At 73.9% G+C, this 14398-nt stretch carries 17 protein-coding genes and 1 tRNA gene; 12 read left to right on the top strand and 6 right to left on the bottom strand.

Annotated features, from left to right (window positions below; translation table 11 throughout):
* Positions 1 to 84 precede the first annotated feature (84 nt).
* From L7N97_RS14550 to L7N97_RS14525, 6 genes are all read left to right on the top strand, one after another.
* The gene (locus tag L7N97_RS14550; protein ID WP_237479063.1) at positions 85 to 795 is read left to right on the top strand and encodes a phasin family protein; all 711 of its coding nucleotides are present in this window, start codon (positions 85 to 87) and stop codon (positions 793 to 795) included.
* An 89-nt stretch (positions 796 to 884) separates the two neighbouring features.
* Positions 885 to 961: transfer RNA gene (locus L7N97_RS14545), tRNA-His, on the top strand.
* Positions 962 to 1146: 185 nt separating this feature from the next.
* Positions 1147 to 4401, top strand: coding sequence for an ATP-binding protein (locus tag L7N97_RS14540; protein ID WP_237479062.1), 3255 nt, complete (start codon positions 1147 to 1149; stop codon positions 4399 to 4401).
* A 109-nt stretch (positions 4402 to 4510) separates the two neighbouring features.
* Entirely contained in the window at positions 4511 to 4717 is a 207-nt protein-coding gene (locus tag L7N97_RS14535) for a hypothetical protein (RefSeq protein WP_237479061.1), read from the top strand.
* Between the two features lie 208 nt (positions 4718 to 4925).
* Positions 4926 to 5237, top strand: coding sequence for a polyhydroxyalkanoic acid system family protein (locus tag L7N97_RS14530; RefSeq protein WP_237479060.1), 312 nt, complete (start codon positions 4926 to 4928; stop codon positions 5235 to 5237).
* Positions 5238 to 5576: 339 nt separating this feature from the next.
* Positions 5577 to 5798: a hypothetical protein gene (locus L7N97_RS14525; protein WP_237479059.1), complete on the top strand. Its 222-nt coding sequence runs from the start codon at positions 5577 to 5579 to the stop codon at positions 5796 to 5798.
* 12 nt (positions 5799 to 5810) lie between these two features.
* On the opposite strand, the gene L7N97_RS14520 is transcribed toward L7N97_RS14525, so the two are convergent.
* On the bottom strand, positions 5811 to 6392 hold the full coding sequence (locus L7N97_RS14520) for a cytochrome b (protein ID WP_237479058.1): 582 nt from the start codon (positions 6390 to 6392) through the stop codon (positions 5811 to 5813).
* Between the two features lie 135 nt (positions 6393 to 6527).
* On the opposite strand from L7N97_RS14520, the gene L7N97_RS14515 reads away from it, so the two are divergent.
* Complete coding sequence (locus tag L7N97_RS14515; RefSeq protein ID WP_237479057.1) at positions 6528 to 8024, top strand: glycosyltransferase family 2 protein; 1497 nt, start codon at positions 6528 to 6530, stop codon at positions 8022 to 8024.
* A 159-nt stretch (positions 8025 to 8183) separates the two neighbouring features.
* Entirely contained in the window at positions 8184 to 8507 is a 324-nt protein-coding gene (locus L7N97_RS14510) for a hypothetical protein (RefSeq protein ID WP_237479056.1), read from the top strand.
* Between the two features lie 125 nt (positions 8508 to 8632).
* Here the strand turns inward: L7N97_RS14510 and L7N97_RS14505 are convergent, their stop codons facing one another.
* From L7N97_RS14505 to L7N97_RS14495, 3 genes are all read right to left on the bottom strand, one after another.
* Positions 8633 to 8833: a hypothetical protein gene (locus tag L7N97_RS14505; protein ID WP_237479055.1), complete on the bottom strand. Its 201-nt coding sequence runs from the start codon at positions 8831 to 8833 to the stop codon at positions 8633 to 8635.
* Positions 8834 to 8906: 73 nt separating this feature from the next.
* Complete coding sequence (locus tag L7N97_RS14500) at positions 8907 to 9692, bottom strand: 3-hydroxybutyrate dehydrogenase (protein WP_237479054.1); 786 nt, start codon at positions 9690 to 9692, stop codon at positions 8907 to 8909.
* Positions 9693 to 9756: 64 nt separating this feature from the next.
* Positions 9757 to 10056, bottom strand: coding sequence for a putative quinol monooxygenase (locus L7N97_RS14495; protein WP_237479053.1), 300 nt, complete (start codon positions 10054 to 10056; stop codon positions 9757 to 9759).
* Positions 10057 to 10124: 68 nt separating this feature from the next.
* On the opposite strand from L7N97_RS14495, the gene L7N97_RS14490 reads away from it, so the two are divergent.
* Positions 10125 to 10385, top strand: a complete 261-nt coding sequence (locus tag L7N97_RS14490; RefSeq protein ID WP_237479052.1) for a DUF1488 family protein — start codon at positions 10125 to 10127, stop codon at positions 10383 to 10385.
* A gap of 212 nt (positions 10386 to 10597) precedes the next feature.
* Here the strand turns inward: L7N97_RS14490 and L7N97_RS14485 are convergent, their stop codons facing one another.
* On the bottom strand, positions 10598 to 11626 hold the full coding sequence (locus L7N97_RS14485; RefSeq protein ID WP_237479051.1) for an aldo/keto reductase: 1029 nt from the start codon (positions 11624 to 11626) through the stop codon (positions 10598 to 10600).
* Positions 11627 to 11872: 246 nt separating this feature from the next.
* On the opposite strand from L7N97_RS14485, the gene L7N97_RS14480 reads away from it, so the two are divergent.
* From L7N97_RS14480 to L7N97_RS14470, 3 genes are all read left to right on the top strand, one after another.
* Entirely contained in the window at positions 11873 to 12154 is a 282-nt protein-coding gene (locus L7N97_RS14480) for a YjiS-like domain-containing protein (RefSeq protein ID WP_237479050.1), read from the top strand.
* Positions 12155 to 12251: 97 nt separating this feature from the next.
* Positions 12252 to 12824, top strand: coding sequence for an isochorismatase family protein (locus L7N97_RS14475; RefSeq protein ID WP_237479049.1), 573 nt, complete (start codon positions 12252 to 12254; stop codon positions 12822 to 12824).
* Positions 12821 to 13873 carry a GlxA family transcriptional regulator gene (locus L7N97_RS14470; RefSeq protein ID WP_237479048.1) on the top strand — a complete coding sequence of 351 codons (1053 nt, stop codon included), beginning with the start codon at positions 12821 to 12823 and terminating at the stop codon, positions 13871 to 13873. The genes L7N97_RS14475 and L7N97_RS14470 overlap by 4 nt, the downstream gene beginning before the upstream one ends.
* Here the strand turns inward: L7N97_RS14470 and L7N97_RS14465 are convergent.
* Entirely contained in the window at positions 13827 to 14396 is a 570-nt protein-coding gene (locus L7N97_RS14465; protein WP_237482466.1) for a hypothetical protein, read from the bottom strand. The genes L7N97_RS14470 and L7N97_RS14465 overlap by 47 nt on opposite strands.
* Positions 14397 to 14398 lie beyond the last annotated feature (2 nt).

Here is a 14398-nt window from a genome sequence, read left to right as displayed (position 1 = left end):
GCCGGCGCGCCGGGGGCGGGACGGCGTCCCGTCCCCGGCGCGGGCCGCGCACGCCCGTCCCGTTCCCACGCCGAGGCGGGCCGCATGTCCAAGAAGTCGCACAAGAAGCCGAAGAAGACCGGCAGGACGCCGGACGAGCGCCCTGAGCCTTCGAACGATGGGAGTTCCTCCATGCAGGCCGACACGGACCACCCCCACGAGCCCGCGGACCTGCGGGACGAAGTCGCCGTCATCGCCCCCGTCACCGACGCCATGATGGACCACGCCGCCCACGAGGCCGCCACGCTGGCCGACGGCGTCGCGCGGGGCACCGTCGTCCTGGAGAAGGCCGCCGTCGAGACCCAAGTCGCCACGGAACGCGTCGCCGAGCAGGCCTCCGACCTGTCGGACCGGGCCATCGCGGCCGCGGGCGAGGCGGCGCGGCCGGTGGTCGAGGCCGCCGACGCGGCGTCCCGGAGCGCCGCGGACGCCGCCGGAGCGGCCGCGCAGGGCGCGGGCGAGACCGCGGACCGAGGGACGCGGGCCGCACGCGAGGCCCTGTCCGCCTCGGCCGACGCGCTGACGCAGTACAACGCCAAAGTCATGGAAATCATGCAATCCAACCTGGCGTCCACCACGGCGCTGTTCGCCGCCCTGATCAAGGCCAAGTCGGTGCCCGAAGCCCTGTCGCTCAACGCCGACCACCTCCGCCGCCAGATGGAAGCCCTGACGAGCCAGGGCCGCGAGCTCGCGACCTTGGCCCAGCGCGTCGCCTTCGACGCCCTGCATCCCTTCAAGGGCGCGGCCGACCGCTGACCCTGCCCGCTTCCGGTCCGTCCACGGCGGATCGGGCGCTTGATCTTTCCGACGTCTGCTTCTATAGCTCCTTCCGTCGTTAGACGCGTGCCGCCATAGCTCAGCTGGTTAGAGCGCTAGATTGTGGATCTAGAGGTCCCCCGTTCGATCCGGGGTGGTGGTACCATCGACGCCCCGCCCGTTTGAGGGCTCTCCTTCCAAATGTCAGACTGTCGCGCATCTAGGATGCGATCGTCGTTCCGATCCGCTAAGGGATGACACCCGGAACCGCGCCGTCGGGCGCCGGTTCGATGCGGACCCGTTGAAGGACGACTTGGCGCGATGAGCCGTTCACAGCCCCGACCGGGGCGCGTGCCCGAATCCTCCTCAGACATGACGGCCGCGGTGCGCGACTTCCCCTGGGGCGACACGCCCCTCGGCGACCGGCTCCGATGGCCCGCGCACCGGCGCGGCTTCGTCGACGCGCTGTTGCTGTCGCCGGCCCCCATGGCGGCCTTCTGGGGCGCCGACGCGGTCGCCGTGTTCAACGACGCCTTCGCGGCCCTGCGCCCCGGTTCTCCGGCCGAGCGCCTCGGCCGCCCCGCGCGCGACGGCTGGCCCGAACTCGCCGTCCTCGTGGCCGCCGCGCGCGCCGGTGAAGCGCCGGCGGGCCGCGCCGACGACTTCCGCGCCGCCGCCATCCGGGGCCCGGACGGAAGCCTCGACGGCGTCCTGGTCACGGCCGCGGCGGCCGGCGACGCCCGGCGCGATGCGGGCGCCGAGGCGTCGCTCGCCGCCGCGAGCTGGTCGGCGACGCTCGACGGCGGCGTCGAGAGCCTCGGCCCGCGCTGGTTCGGCCTGACGGGCCTGCCCGAGGCGGAAAGCTTCGGCGACGGCTGGTGCCGGGTGGTCCACCCCGAAGACCTCGAACGCACGGTCGCCACCTGGGCCGGTGCCGTGGCGTCCGGCCGGCCCTACGACATCGAGCATCGCCTCCGCACCGGCGACGGCACCTATCGCTGGATGCGCACGCGCGCCGAGCGCGCCTGCGAGCGCGACGGCACGCCCATCCGCTGGCAGGGCCGCACCGAGTTGCTCGACTGGCGCCGCGCCGTGGAGAACCGTCAGGCCCTGCTGCTCAGAATCGCCGACACGTTCCGCTCGGCCGTCGACCGGCACGCCGTGGTGTCGGGCGCGGTGTCGGCGCTCGGGCGCGAGACCGGCGCGGCCCGCGCGCTCTACGCCGAGGTCGACCCCGCCCACCACGACGCCACCGTGGAGGCCGAGTGGTCGCGCGCGGGCGGCCCGAGCGCCGCCGGGCCGCGGCGCGGCGCCGACCTCGACGCGCTGGCGCTGGGCCGCCGCGCCGACGTGGAGGCGGGCCTCACCGTGATCGCGTCGGACGCGGCGGGGGGCGCCGGCCTCGCGGTGCCGCTGGTGCGCGACGGCCGCCTGCGCGCCCTGTTCCACCTCGCCGCCGAAGCGCCGCGCCGCTGGCTGCCCGAGGAGGTGGCCCTCGTCGAGGACGTGGCGGCGCGGAGCTGGGACGCGCTGGAGCGCATCGCCGCCTCGACGCTCCTGCGCCGCAACCAGGCGCGGCAGAGCTTCCTCCTGGTCCTCGGCGACCGCCTGCGCGACGCCGTCGACGGCGCCGAGATCGCCGAGATCACGGCCGAGGCGCTGGGGCGGCAGCTCCACGTCGCGCGCGCCGGCTACGGCGAGGTCGCGGGGAGCGGCGACGCGCTCGCCTTCGGGACGGGTTGGGCCGCCGACGGGATCCCGTCCCTCGCCGGCGTGCTGCCCTTCGGCGCGCTCGGGCCGGGCGTGGCGCAGGACCTCGGGCGCGGGCTGACCGCCGTGATCGAGGACGGCGCGCCCGCGCTGACGCTGGGCCTCGCGACCGTGGTGGCGGTGCCGCTGATCCGCGACGGGCGGCTGCGCGGGGTGCTGACGGCGGGCCGCACCGAGGCGCACCGCTGGAGCGCCGAGGAGATCGCGCTGGTGGGCGAGGTGGCGTCCCGCATGTGGGAGGCCCTGGAGCGCACCCGCGCCGAGGCGGCCCTGATCGACCTCAACGCCACGCTGGAAACGCGGGTGGTGCAGCGCACCGCCGAGCTCGCGTCGAGCGAGGCGCGCTTCCGCATCCTGTTCGAGAACGCGCCGGTCTCCATCGTGCTGATCCGCGTCGGCGGGGACGGGCGCGCGGTGTTCGAAGCCGCCAACGCCGCGGCGGAAAGCTTCCTGGGCCGCGACCTCGTCGGCCGCGACGTGGCGGCCGTGACGGGGCCGGACGACCCGCTGCACGAGCGCGCCCTCGCCTGCGCGGCCTCGGGCGACCCCGTGCAATACGAGATGACCACCACCGTCGGGGGCGAGAGCCGCACCGCCGAGGGCGTGCTGGCGCCGCTCGCGATCGGCGACGGCGAGGGCCGCATGCTGATCGGCATCTCGCGCGACATCACGGCCCAGCGCAGCGTGGAGGAGCAGCTCCGCCAGGCGCAGAAGATGGAGGCCATCGGCCAGCTCACCGGCGGCATCGCGCACGACTTCAACAACCTGCTCACCGGCATCATCGGCTCGCTGGCGCTGATGCAGAAGCGGCTCGGCCAGGGCCGCACCGAATCGCTGGAGCGTTACGCCGGGCTGGCGCTCGCCTCGGCCAACCGCGCCGCGGCCCTCACCCACCGCCTGCTCGCCTTCTCGCGCCGGCAGCCGCTCGAAGCCAAGGCGGTGGACGCCAACGCGCTGGTCCACGCCATGGGCGAGCTGCTGCGCCGCACGCTCGGCGAGAGCGTGGTGCTGCGGAGCGTCGAGACGCCGGGTCTGTGGGCCACGCTGTGCGACCCGCACCAGCTCGAGAACGCCCTGCTCAACCTCGCCATCAACGCCCGCGACGCCATGCCGGACGGCGGGCGGCTGACGATCGAGACCGCCAACGCCGTGCTCGACGAGAGCTACGTGGCGCGCGAGCCCGGCGTCCTGCCCGGCGCCTACGTGATGGTGTCGGTGAGCGACACCGGCACCGGCATGCCGCCCGAGGTGGTGGCGCGCGCCTTCGACCCGTTCTTCACGACCAAGCCCATCGGCCAGGGCACGGGGCTCGGCCTGTCCATGATCTACGGCTTCGTCAAGCAGTCGGACGGGCACATCAAGATCTATTCCGAGCCGGGCCAGGGCACGAGCATCAAGCTGTTCCTGCCGCGCTTCCGCGGCGCGGGCGAGCCGGCTCAGGCCGGGCCGACGGAGGGCGCGCCGCGGGCCGAGGCGGGGGAAACGGTGCTGCTCGTCGAGGACGACCCGACCGTGCGCGACCTCGTGCTCGACCTCCTGGGCGAGCTCGGCTACGCGGTCCACCAGGCGCCGGACGGGCCCTCCGGCCTGCGCGTGGTGGGCGGGCCGGGGCGCATCGACCTCCTCATCACCGACGTGGGGCTGCCCGGCATGAACGGCCGCCAGTTCGCCGCCGAGGCGCGGGCGCTGCGGCCCGACCTCAAGGTGCTGTTCATCACCGGCTACGCCGAGAACGCCGCCTTCGGCAACGGGCACCTCGACCCGGACATGCAGATGATGACCAAGCCCTTCGCCGTGGACGCGCTGGCCCAGCGCATCCGCGCCATGATGGGCTAGGCGGAGGCGCATCCCGGCGCGGCAAGCCCCCGCGCCCCGCATGCTGAAGGCATCCTTAAGGCTTTCCGGACACATTCGCCGGCGTAACGGCCCCTCGACGAGGTCCGCCATGCGCAGCACGGGTGACGACGGCATGTTGGCGCGGGAATTCCACAACATCCGGTTCCTGATCGAGCAGCAGCTCCAGATCATCGACGACCTCGACCGCCGCGGCCTCGACGGGCGCTCCGCGCAGGAGCTGCTGCGCCGCCTCATGCGGGAGGACGAGGCCCTGCGCCGGCGGACGACCGTGCCGGACGCCCTCCGCGTCGCGTGACGCGGCGGCGGTCCGGCCCCCCGTGCCCGGGATCGCCTCGGGTGCGATATCGAGGGTCGGACCTCCTGACCCTCGGCCAGCGCGAAGGCGCGTCCCCGCCCGTGCGGCGTGATCCGTCAGATATGCGTCTGCATGTCTGACGGCTGGTATGAAAGGCGCCCCGGCCCGCCTATATGAGCGCCCGTCGCCCTCCCGCCGGGACCGCTCCATGACCAAACCGCTCGTCGTCTCCATCCCGCACCAGCTCGGCGCCGCGGAGGCCCAGCGCCGGCTCCGCACCGGGATCGACCAGCTGAAGGAGCAGTACGCCGGCAAGTTCGCCGTGCTGGACAGCCAGTGGATCGGGCAGCACCTCGACTTCCGCGTCAGCGCGGTCGGCCAGACCGTGACGGGCAAGATCGACGTCGCCGAGGATCACGTGAGGCTGGCCGTGGAGCTGCCCTGGATGTTGGCCATGCTGGCCCGCAAGGCGCAGGGCCTGATCGAGAACAAGGGCCAGCTCCTCCTCGAGAAGAAATAGCGGCCCCCCGGGTCCACCCTTCAAAGAGTCTTGGCCCCCGCTCATGAGCGGGCGGCGCCAGCGCGTGGCGCTCACGTCGCCCCCGGGCCGCCGCGTCCTGCCGCGGTGCCCGCAGCCGACCGGCTCGCGCATGTGGGCGTCGCCGTCGGAGGCTCGGGCGACGGCGCCGCGGTCTTCGAGGTCCCTGGCTCGCCCTCCTCGACGGAGCGTGCCGCATCCGGGTTCCCAGATCTGTCGAACGCCGCCCGTCCGATGGAGGTGCCCCGCTCCGGCACGGCGCTCCCTGGCACCGCCTTTGCGGCCCTGGCCTCAAAGACCCCGAGCCAGGAGCCGGATCCGATGGATTGGCAGACCGAATGGACCAAAACGCAACAGGAGCTTTCCGCCGCGTCCCGCAATGAACACTGGTGGAAGAGCCTGCCCGAGGAGCGCCGCTCCATCCTGGGCCGCACCGAATACCGCAAGCAGTGCCGTCTGGCCCGCCAGCGCCTGAAACAGGCCGACGAGCGCTGCCGGATGCTCATCCGCACCAAGCGCGAGACCGCCGGCGCGAGCCACTGATCCGACTGTGGGTCAGGGCAGCATGCGCTGGAGTTCGGGCTCGCCGTCCCAGAACTGGTGCTTCAGCGCGCCGACGATGTGCAGCGCCAGCAGCGCGTAGAGCGCGTAGCCGCACCAGACGTGGAAGTCGAAGAACACCGAGTGGATCCGCTCCTTGGTGGCGGGGTCGAGCGTCTCGATGGGGCCGATCCGCACGTGGGGGATCACGCCCCACAGCAGGAACGGGTGGGTGGCCGCGCCCTTCCAGGCGGAGTCGTGGATCCAGCCCGTGATCGGCAGGGCGAAGATCAGGGCGTAGAGGGCGAGGTGCGCCGCGTGGGCGCCGACCCGCTCCAGCGGCGAGTAGCTGTCCGGCAGGGGCGGCGGCGGGTTGGCGAAGCGCCACAGGAGGCGCAGCACCGCCAGGCCCAGCACGGTGAGGCCGACCGACTTGTGGGTGTCGACGGCCGAGCGGATCCAGTCGCCCGGCAGGTCGTCGGCCACGAGGCCCAGGACGACGTTGCCGACGATCAGCACCGCCACGATCCAGTGCAGCGCCATGGCGGTGCGGGTGTAGCGGGCATAGTCCTGGTGCTGGCGCACGGCGATCGACACGGCGTCCCCTTGAATCGGTCACGTCGGCGGGACAATACCGCGATCCCGCCTCTTTGGGAGAGCTAAGGCTGCTGCGGCGCCCGCTGTGGCGTTTCGCGCCTGTCGGCTGACGCCCAACCCGGTCCAGATCCGCCCATGTCCATCGCCCTCGCGCCGCGCCCCCCGGCGCCTCCCGTCCCCGCGGAGACCTTCGAGGCGACGCGGCGGCGCATCTCGCCCCGCTACGCCCCGCCGCCCGGCGTCGCCTGGCCGGCGGCGCTCATCCACGGCGGCCTGACGCTGCTGTGGGTCGCGCTGCTCGTGCGGGCCTTCCTGCCGGACGGGCTTTGGTCCTGGGCGGCGGGGCTGCTCTACATCGCCTACGACACGGCGCTGCTGCTGTTCGTGTTCTGGAAGACCCTGCCGCTCGCCAGGGGCGGCGGCGCAGGCGGGGCGGATCCTGCGGCGGCGTCCCGCCCGTCCCTCGCCGTCGTGGTGGCGGCGCACGACGAGGACGCGGTGCTGGCGGCGACGCTCGACGCGCTGCTGGCCCAGTCCGACCCGCCCGACCGCGTGCTGGTGGCCGACGACGGCTCGGGGGAGCGCACCGTGCGGCTCCTCGCCGGGCGCTACGGGCTGCCGGTGCCGGAGGTGGGGCTGCTCGGCGGCCCGGGCCGCGTCGACCCGCGCCTGAGCTGGCTGCGCCTGCCGCACGGCGGCAAGTCGGCGGCGCTGAACCGCGCCATGGAGCTGCTCGACGAGGAGGTCGTGCTGACGGTGGACGCCGACACGCTGCTCGACCAGGGCGCCATCGGGGCCATGCGCGGCGCCTTCGCGGCCGACCCGCGCCTCGTGGCCGCGACGGGCGTGCTGCTGCCCGTCTGCGCCGCCACCGTGTCCGGCCGCTTGTTCGAATGGTTCCAGACCTACGAGTACCTGCGCAACTTCCTGTCGCGCTTCGCCTGGTCGCGCATGGACAGCCTGCTGCTGATCTCGGGCGCCTTCGCGGGCTTCCGCCGCGCGGCGCTGGTGGAGGTGGGCGGCTTCGACGCCGACTGCCTCGTCGAGGACTACGAGCTGATCCACCGCCTGAAGCGCCACGGCACGCTCACGGGCCGCGGCTGGACCACGGCGGTGCTGGGCGCGGCCCGCGCCCGCACGGAGGCGCCGGCGACGCTCGGCGCCTTCCTGCGCCAGCGGCGGCGCTGGTTCGGCGGCTTCCTGCAGACGCAGACCTGGTACCGCGACATGATCGGCAACCCGCGCTACGGCCGGCTCGGCCTCGCCATGCTGCCCGTCAAGGCGGCCGACACGCTGCAGCCGATCTACGGGCTGACCGCGGCGGCGATCCTGATCGACTACATCGTGACGGGGCGTGTCGGCGTGGCCTTCTCGGTGTCGGCGGTGATCGGCGCCAAGATCGCGCTCGACCTCGGCTTCCACGTCTGGTCGGTGTGGCTGTTCCGCCGCTGGCTCGGGGTGCGCGCCCGCACGAGCCTGCCCGCCGCGGTGCTGGCGAGCCTCGTCGAGCCCTTCTGCTTCCAGATCCTGCGCCATCTCGGCGCCGCGGCGGGCTGGGTCGTCTATCTCACCGGCAGCACGAGCTGGGGGGCGCAGAGCCGCGGCGGGCTGGCGGCGTCGGAGGCCGAATAGGGGCGGCGGCCGGGCGGCGGAGCCGGGCCTGCGGCGATACGGAGCAGCGGATGGCCGAGCTTCCGCGCTCCCCGGGCGCCGGCCGTGTCATAGGTTGTGGACGCGCGCCCTGGCCGCGTCCTGAGTGTGCGCGTCGATGCCGTCGCCGGAGGTCGCCTCATGGTCCCTCGCAGCCTGATCGGTCTGTCCGCCGCCGTCCTCGCCTGGGCGCCGCCCGCCCGCGCCCACGACGTCCTGGCCGACGGCTCGCCGGTGCCGGCCTGGGTCAAGGTGCAGTGCTGCGGGGTCGCGGACGTCCACCACCTGAGCCCCGATCAGGTCCACCGCGTCGACGGCGGCTATCGCGTGGACGGATACCCGCGCGTGATCGCCGACGACCGCCTGCTGCCGTCCCAGGACGGCGACTGGTGGGTCTTCTACCGGGATCTCGGGAAGGGCTCCTTCTCGGACGTGTACTGCTTCTTCGGGCCGCTCGGTTCCTGACGGGCGACACCGAGGACGTCGAGTTCCACTGTCTTTCCGATCGCGTCTCCTCGCATCGAGCGACGAACACGGCGACGGAGACACGGGGCTCTGCTGGCTCGGAGCCGCCGCTGTGCGGACGGGGATCAGCCCAGGGCGATGCGGGCCAGGTGCTCGATCGACACCCGGGGGGAGGCGGGCAGCGCGGACCCGTCGGAGCCGAGCGCGCGCCGCGCCCCGTCCTCGTCGCCGATCCGCAGCCGGTCCTTCGGCCTGGCCGTCTTGCGGCCGAAGAAGAACGGGGCGCCGCGGGGGTCGGCGGGATGGGCGGGAGCGATGAACGTCAAGGCGGGCGGCTCCGGGGCGTTTACCTTTTGTCAATGCCCGGAGAGCGGTTCCGGTTCGCGGCCCACGGCGGAATCACGCGGCGGTCCAGCCGCCGTCCATCGACAGGTTGGCGCCGGTGATCTGCGAGGCCGCGTCCGAGGCGAGGTAGACCGCCAGCGAGGCCACCTGCTCCACCGTGACGAACTGCTTGGTGGGCTGCGCCGCCAGCACCACGTCCCGGATGACCTGCTCCTCGGTCATGCCCCGCGCCTTCATGGTGTCGGGGATCTGCCGCTCGACGAGCGGCGTCCACACGTAGCCGGGCGAGATGCAGTTGGCCGTGACGCCGTGCGTGGCGAGCTCCAGCGCGGCCGTCTTGGTCAGCCCCGCGACGCCGTGCTTGGCCGCCACGTAGGCCGCCTTGAAGGGCGAGGCCACGAGCGAGTGCGCCGAGGCCGTGTTGATGATGCGGCCCCAGCGGCGCGCCTTCATGCCGGGGATGGCGGCCCGCATCGTGTGGAAGGCGGAGCTGAGGTTGATCGCGATGATGGCGTCCCAGGACTCCGGCGGGAAGTCCTCGATGGGCGACACGCGCTGGATGCCGGCGTTGTTGACCAGCACGTCGACCGAGCCGAGCTTCTCCTCGGCCTCGCGCACCATGGCGGCGATCTCGGCGGGCCTCGACATGTCGGCGGGCGAATACAGCACCGTGGTGCCGAACTCGGCGGCAAGGCCGGCGCGGGTCGCCTCGATGGCCTCGGGGTCGCCGAAGCCGTTGAGCATCACGCCCGCGCCCTCCCTGGCCAGGGCGCGCGCGACCGCGAGGCCGATGCCGCTGGTCGAGCCGGTGACGAGGGCGTTGCGGGACGTGAGGGACATGAGCGGGCTCCGGCGGGTCGTTCGGTGCCGCCTGTCCTACACGGGATCGACCCCGGCTGCGACCTCAGGTCGGCCCCGAGGACGCGACCTCGTGGAGCGTGAGGTCGCGGCCGTGGATGCCGAGCCGGGCCCAGGCGGCGCGCCATTCCGCGATGTGCGGGCTCGCGAAATGGGCGTCCAGCGACGCCCGGTCGTCCCACACCTCCGTCACGCGGATCAGGCCGGGGTCGAGCAGGTCCTCGGCGTAGGAATAGGCGCGGCAGCCCGGCTCGGCGCGGCTCGCTTCGACCATCCGCGCCATGGCGGGCCGGGCCGCCTCGAGGCCGCCCGGGGGCAGCCGCACCGTCCCGACGATCAGCAGCATGTCGTCCTCCCCCACGGCCTTGCGCCGTGCTACCCAGCGGCACCACCAGCATCGCGAGGGTCGCCACCATGCCGTTGAAGCCGACGCGGCTCCCCGCCGAGGAGGAGCGCTTCGAGGTCCGCTTCACCATGCGGGAGGGCGAGGCGGAGGTCGACTGCTACGTCGACGAGGCCGCCATCGAGGACCTCGACGACGGCGAGGACGATCCGCTGGTCGACCGCTTCCAGCGCCACCGGGCGCTGTTCGAGGCCATCGCGAGCTGGCTCCACGACGAGGGGGAGATCCCCCGCGTCGAGCTGCACCACGTGGCGCAGTTCCGGGAGCGGTGAGGCCGCGCGCAAACGACAGGGCTACGGACTCTCCGCCGTCATCGCGAGCGCAGCGAAGCGATCCAGCCTGCCCGGTCAGGCCGACGCGGGCCCGCGACGACCGCGGTCCCGCGGTGGCGCCCCGCGGCCTCGATCGCGCTTCGCTGCGCTCGCGACGACGGTGGATGGGCCGGCGCCGGGACCCTTCCGGCGCCGAAGATCGGAACCCGCCCTCACACCGGGGACGGGTTGCGCTCGGCGAAGCCCGCCTGGTGCCAATAGGGATAGGCGGCCGGCCTGGCGGAGGCCTCGTCGAGGCGCTTGACCTGCTCGGGCGTCAGCGTCCAGCCCACCGCGCCGAGGTTCTGGCGGAGCTGCTCCTCGTTGCGGGCGCCGACGATCACCGTGGACACGGTGGGCCGGCCCAGCACCCAGTTCAGCGCCACCTGCGGCACGCTCTTGCCCGTCTCGGCCGCGACGGCATCGAGCGCGTCCACGACCTTGTACACGTAGTCGTCGTCGAGCGGCGGGCCGGCGTCGGCGGTCTTGTGCAGGCGGCTGCGCTCAGGCAGCGGCGCCCCGCGGCGGATCTTGCCGGTGAGCCGGCCCCAGCCGAGCGGGCTCCACACCACGGCGCCGAGCCCCTGGTCGAGCCCGAGCGGCATCAGCTCCCACTCATAGTCGCGGCCCACCAGCGAGTAGTAGGTCTGGTTGGCGACGTAGCGCGGGAAGCCGTGCCGGTCCGCCGCCGCGAGCGACTTCATCACGTGCCAGCCGGAGAAGTTCGATACGCCGGTGTAGCGGATCTTGCCCTGCCGCACGAGCAGGTCCAGCGTCGACAGCACCTCCTCGACGGGCGTCAGCGCGTCGAAGCCGTGCAGCTGGAACAGGTCGATATAGTCGGTGCCGAGGCGCTTCAGCTGCTTCTCGACCGTGGACACGAGGTGGTAGCGCGACGAGCCGACCTGGTTCGGCGCCTCGCCCGAGCGGAAGGTCGCCTTGGTGGAGACGATCAGCGCGTCGCGCGGGCGGCCCTTGATGGCCTCGCCCAGCACCTCCTCGGCGCCGCCGGCCGAGTAGATGTCGGCGGTGTCGAACATGTTGAGGCCCGCGTCGAGGCAGATGTCGATCAGGCGGCGGGCCTCGGCGACGTCGGTCGAGCCCCAGGCCTGGAAGAACTCCCCCCGGCCCGCGAAGGTCCCGGTCCCGAAGCTCAAGGCCGGCACGGTGAAGCCCGAAGCTCCCAGGCGGCGGTATTCCATGGCGTTGTCCTCGCATCCTATTCGTCGGACAACGCCGTCCGTCGCCGGCGGGGTCCCGACGATGCGTCGGCCGTGATCGCCGCCCATCGCCGGATCGGATCGATCGGGCCGTCGCGGCGCGGGGCTTCGGCGGCCCCTCCGATCGCGCCGCATGGTCCGGCCCATCACGCCTCTTCGTTGGATTCGGGCGGAGATCGAGGTCACCTTTCGCGTCCCCGGTGCGACGGCGCGAGAGGACGGCCCCCCATGGAACAGGCACGGCATTCGACCGGCGTCGCGCCGCGCCGCGCCGAAGCGGGCCGGATGGCCCTCGCCGCCGCCCGCTTCGCCCTGCGCGCGGCTTTTGTCGTGCTGCCGCTGGTGGCGCTGCGCGCGCTCCTGCGGCCGCGCGAGGCGCGGGCGTCGAGCCTCAGCGACCGCCAGCTCGCCGACATCGGGCTCACGCGCTCCGACGTGGCGCCGCACGAGCGGCCGGGCCGGGCCGAGCTCGACGTCCGGTGGCGGCAGCGGGGGTGGGAGCGGCTGTGACGGGATGGCGCGATCTGTCCGTCGCGCGTCCCGTCTGCGCCTTTCGCGCCGGGCCGGCTCCGCTAGTCTCGGCCCGTCAACCGGAGCGAGGCCTGCCATGTCGCCGTCCACCACCGCCCTCCTCGTCATCGACGCCCAGGAGTCCTTCCGGCACCGCCCCTACTGGGACGAGGCCGACCTGCCCGCCTACCTCGAGCGCCAGCAGGCGCTGATCGACGGCGCCGCCGCCCGCGGCCTGCCGGTCGTGCAGGTGTTCCACCAGGAGGAGGCCGGCCCCTTCGCGCCCGCTTCGGGCCACGTCCGCACCCTGGAGCCGCTGCGGATCGCGCCCGTCGCCGTGTTCCACAAGCGGCGGCACAGCGCGCTGGTCGGCAGCGGCCTCGACGTGTGGCTGGTGGCCAACGGCGTCTCGCGGCTCATCGTGTCCGGCATCCGCTCCGAGCAATGCTGCGAGACGACGACCCGCCACGCGTCCGACCTCGGCTACGCGGTCGACTACGTCGCGGAAGCCACGCTGACCTTCGCGATGACCGACGCCGCGGGCCGGACCTGGAGCGCGGGCGAGATCAAGGCGCGCTCCGAACTGGTGCTGGCCGGCCGCTTCGCCCGCATCGCCACGGTCGAGGAGGCGCTCGCGGCGGCCCCTGCCCCCGCGCTGCGCGCCGCGTGAGCCCCGACGGGCCCGCGACCGTGCCCGTCGTCGTGGTGGTGCCGCCCCGCGCGCTGCTGCTCGACGTGGCGGGGCCGATCGAGGTGCTGCGCGTGGCGAACCGCTGCCAGGACCGGCTGCGCTTCGCCGTCACCTACGTCGGGCCGGTGCCCGCCGTGCGGAGCTCGGTCGGGCTGGACCTGGCGAACATCGCCCCGCTGCCGGCCGTTCTGCCGCCCGGCGCGCTGGTCGTGGTGGCGGGGTCCACCGACCGCGTCCTGGCATCGGAGGCGCCGTTCGAGCCGCGAAACCCGGCCGCCGAGGCCGCGATCGTGGACTGGCTGGCCGCGGCGGTGGGGCCCGGACACACGCTCGCGTCGATCTGCTCGGGCGCCCTGCTGGCGGGGCGGGCGGGGCTGCTCGACGGCCGCGCCTGCACGACCCACCACGCCGACTGCGCGGAACTCGCCCGCATCGCGCCCCGCGCGCGGGTGCTGGAGAACCGGCTCTACGTCGAGGACGGGCCGCGGTTCACCAGCGCCGGCATCACGGCCGGCATCGACCTGATGCTGCACATCGTGGCCCGCCGCGCCGGCCCCGCCTGCGCCACCGCCGCCGCGCGCCACCTCGTCGTCTACATGCGCCGCGCGGGCTCTGACCCGCAGCTGTCGCCCTGGCTCGACGGCCGCAACCACCTCCATCCGGCGATCCACCGGGTGCAGGACGCCATCGCGGCCGACCCCGCGCGGCCGTGGTCGCTGCGCAGCCTCGCGGCCCTCACGCCCGCGAGCCCCCGGCACCTGTCGCGCCTGTTCAACGATAGCGCGGGGATGAGCGTGACCGACTACGTCAACCGGCTCCGCGTCGCCCTGGCGCGGGATCTCCTGGAGCACACGCGGCTCGACATGGAGGCCGTGGCGGAGCGCTGCGGCTACGGCTCGGCCCGCCAGTTCCGCCGCGCCTGGGCGCGCGTCCACGCCCTGCCGCCGCGCGACGTGCGGGCCGCGGCGGTCGGCGTGCCCGTCACTTCCCCGGCGTCTGCGGCGGCAGGGGGGCGCCGCTCCGCATGAGCCAGAGCAGGGCGAGCAGCACGACGAGCGTCACGCAGAGCGCCACGATGGCGCGCGAGCTGAGCTGGAAATTCGACCGCCCCCGCGCGATCCCGATCCGCGGCGGCGGGTCCTGCGGCGCCCGCGCGGGCTCGGCGCGGCGCGCGGGCACCGCAGGCAGGGCCCCGGCGGGGGCGCCCGGCACGTCGGGGCCGCGGCCGTCGAGCACCGCCTGGGCGAGGTGGCGGTAGGTGGCGAGGCGGCGCGCCGTGCTCTCGCCGAGCAGGTAGGAATGGACCTCGGCGGGCTCGGGCATGCGGCCTTCGAGTCGGCTGTAGGCATCGAGCCAGTCGTATTTGTTCTGCTTGTAGATGGAATAGGCCACCAGCCCGACGATGTCGCCGTCGCCGGTGACGAGGCTGGTGAAGACTACGTTGTGCTCGGCCGGGTCGACGATGGCCGGGTCCGGCCCGACCGGGGGGCCGATCCGCACCGTCGCCGGCGGCTGCCGCTCCGTCTCGATCCGCGCTGCTGCCTGGTCCATCG

The organism is Lichenibacterium dinghuense, from assembly GCF_021730615.1.
Lineage (GTDB): Bacteria > Pseudomonadota > Alphaproteobacteria > Rhizobiales > Beijerinckiaceae > Lichenihabitans > Lichenihabitans dinghuensis.
This window is presented reverse-complemented; position numbering and strand designations above follow the sequence as displayed.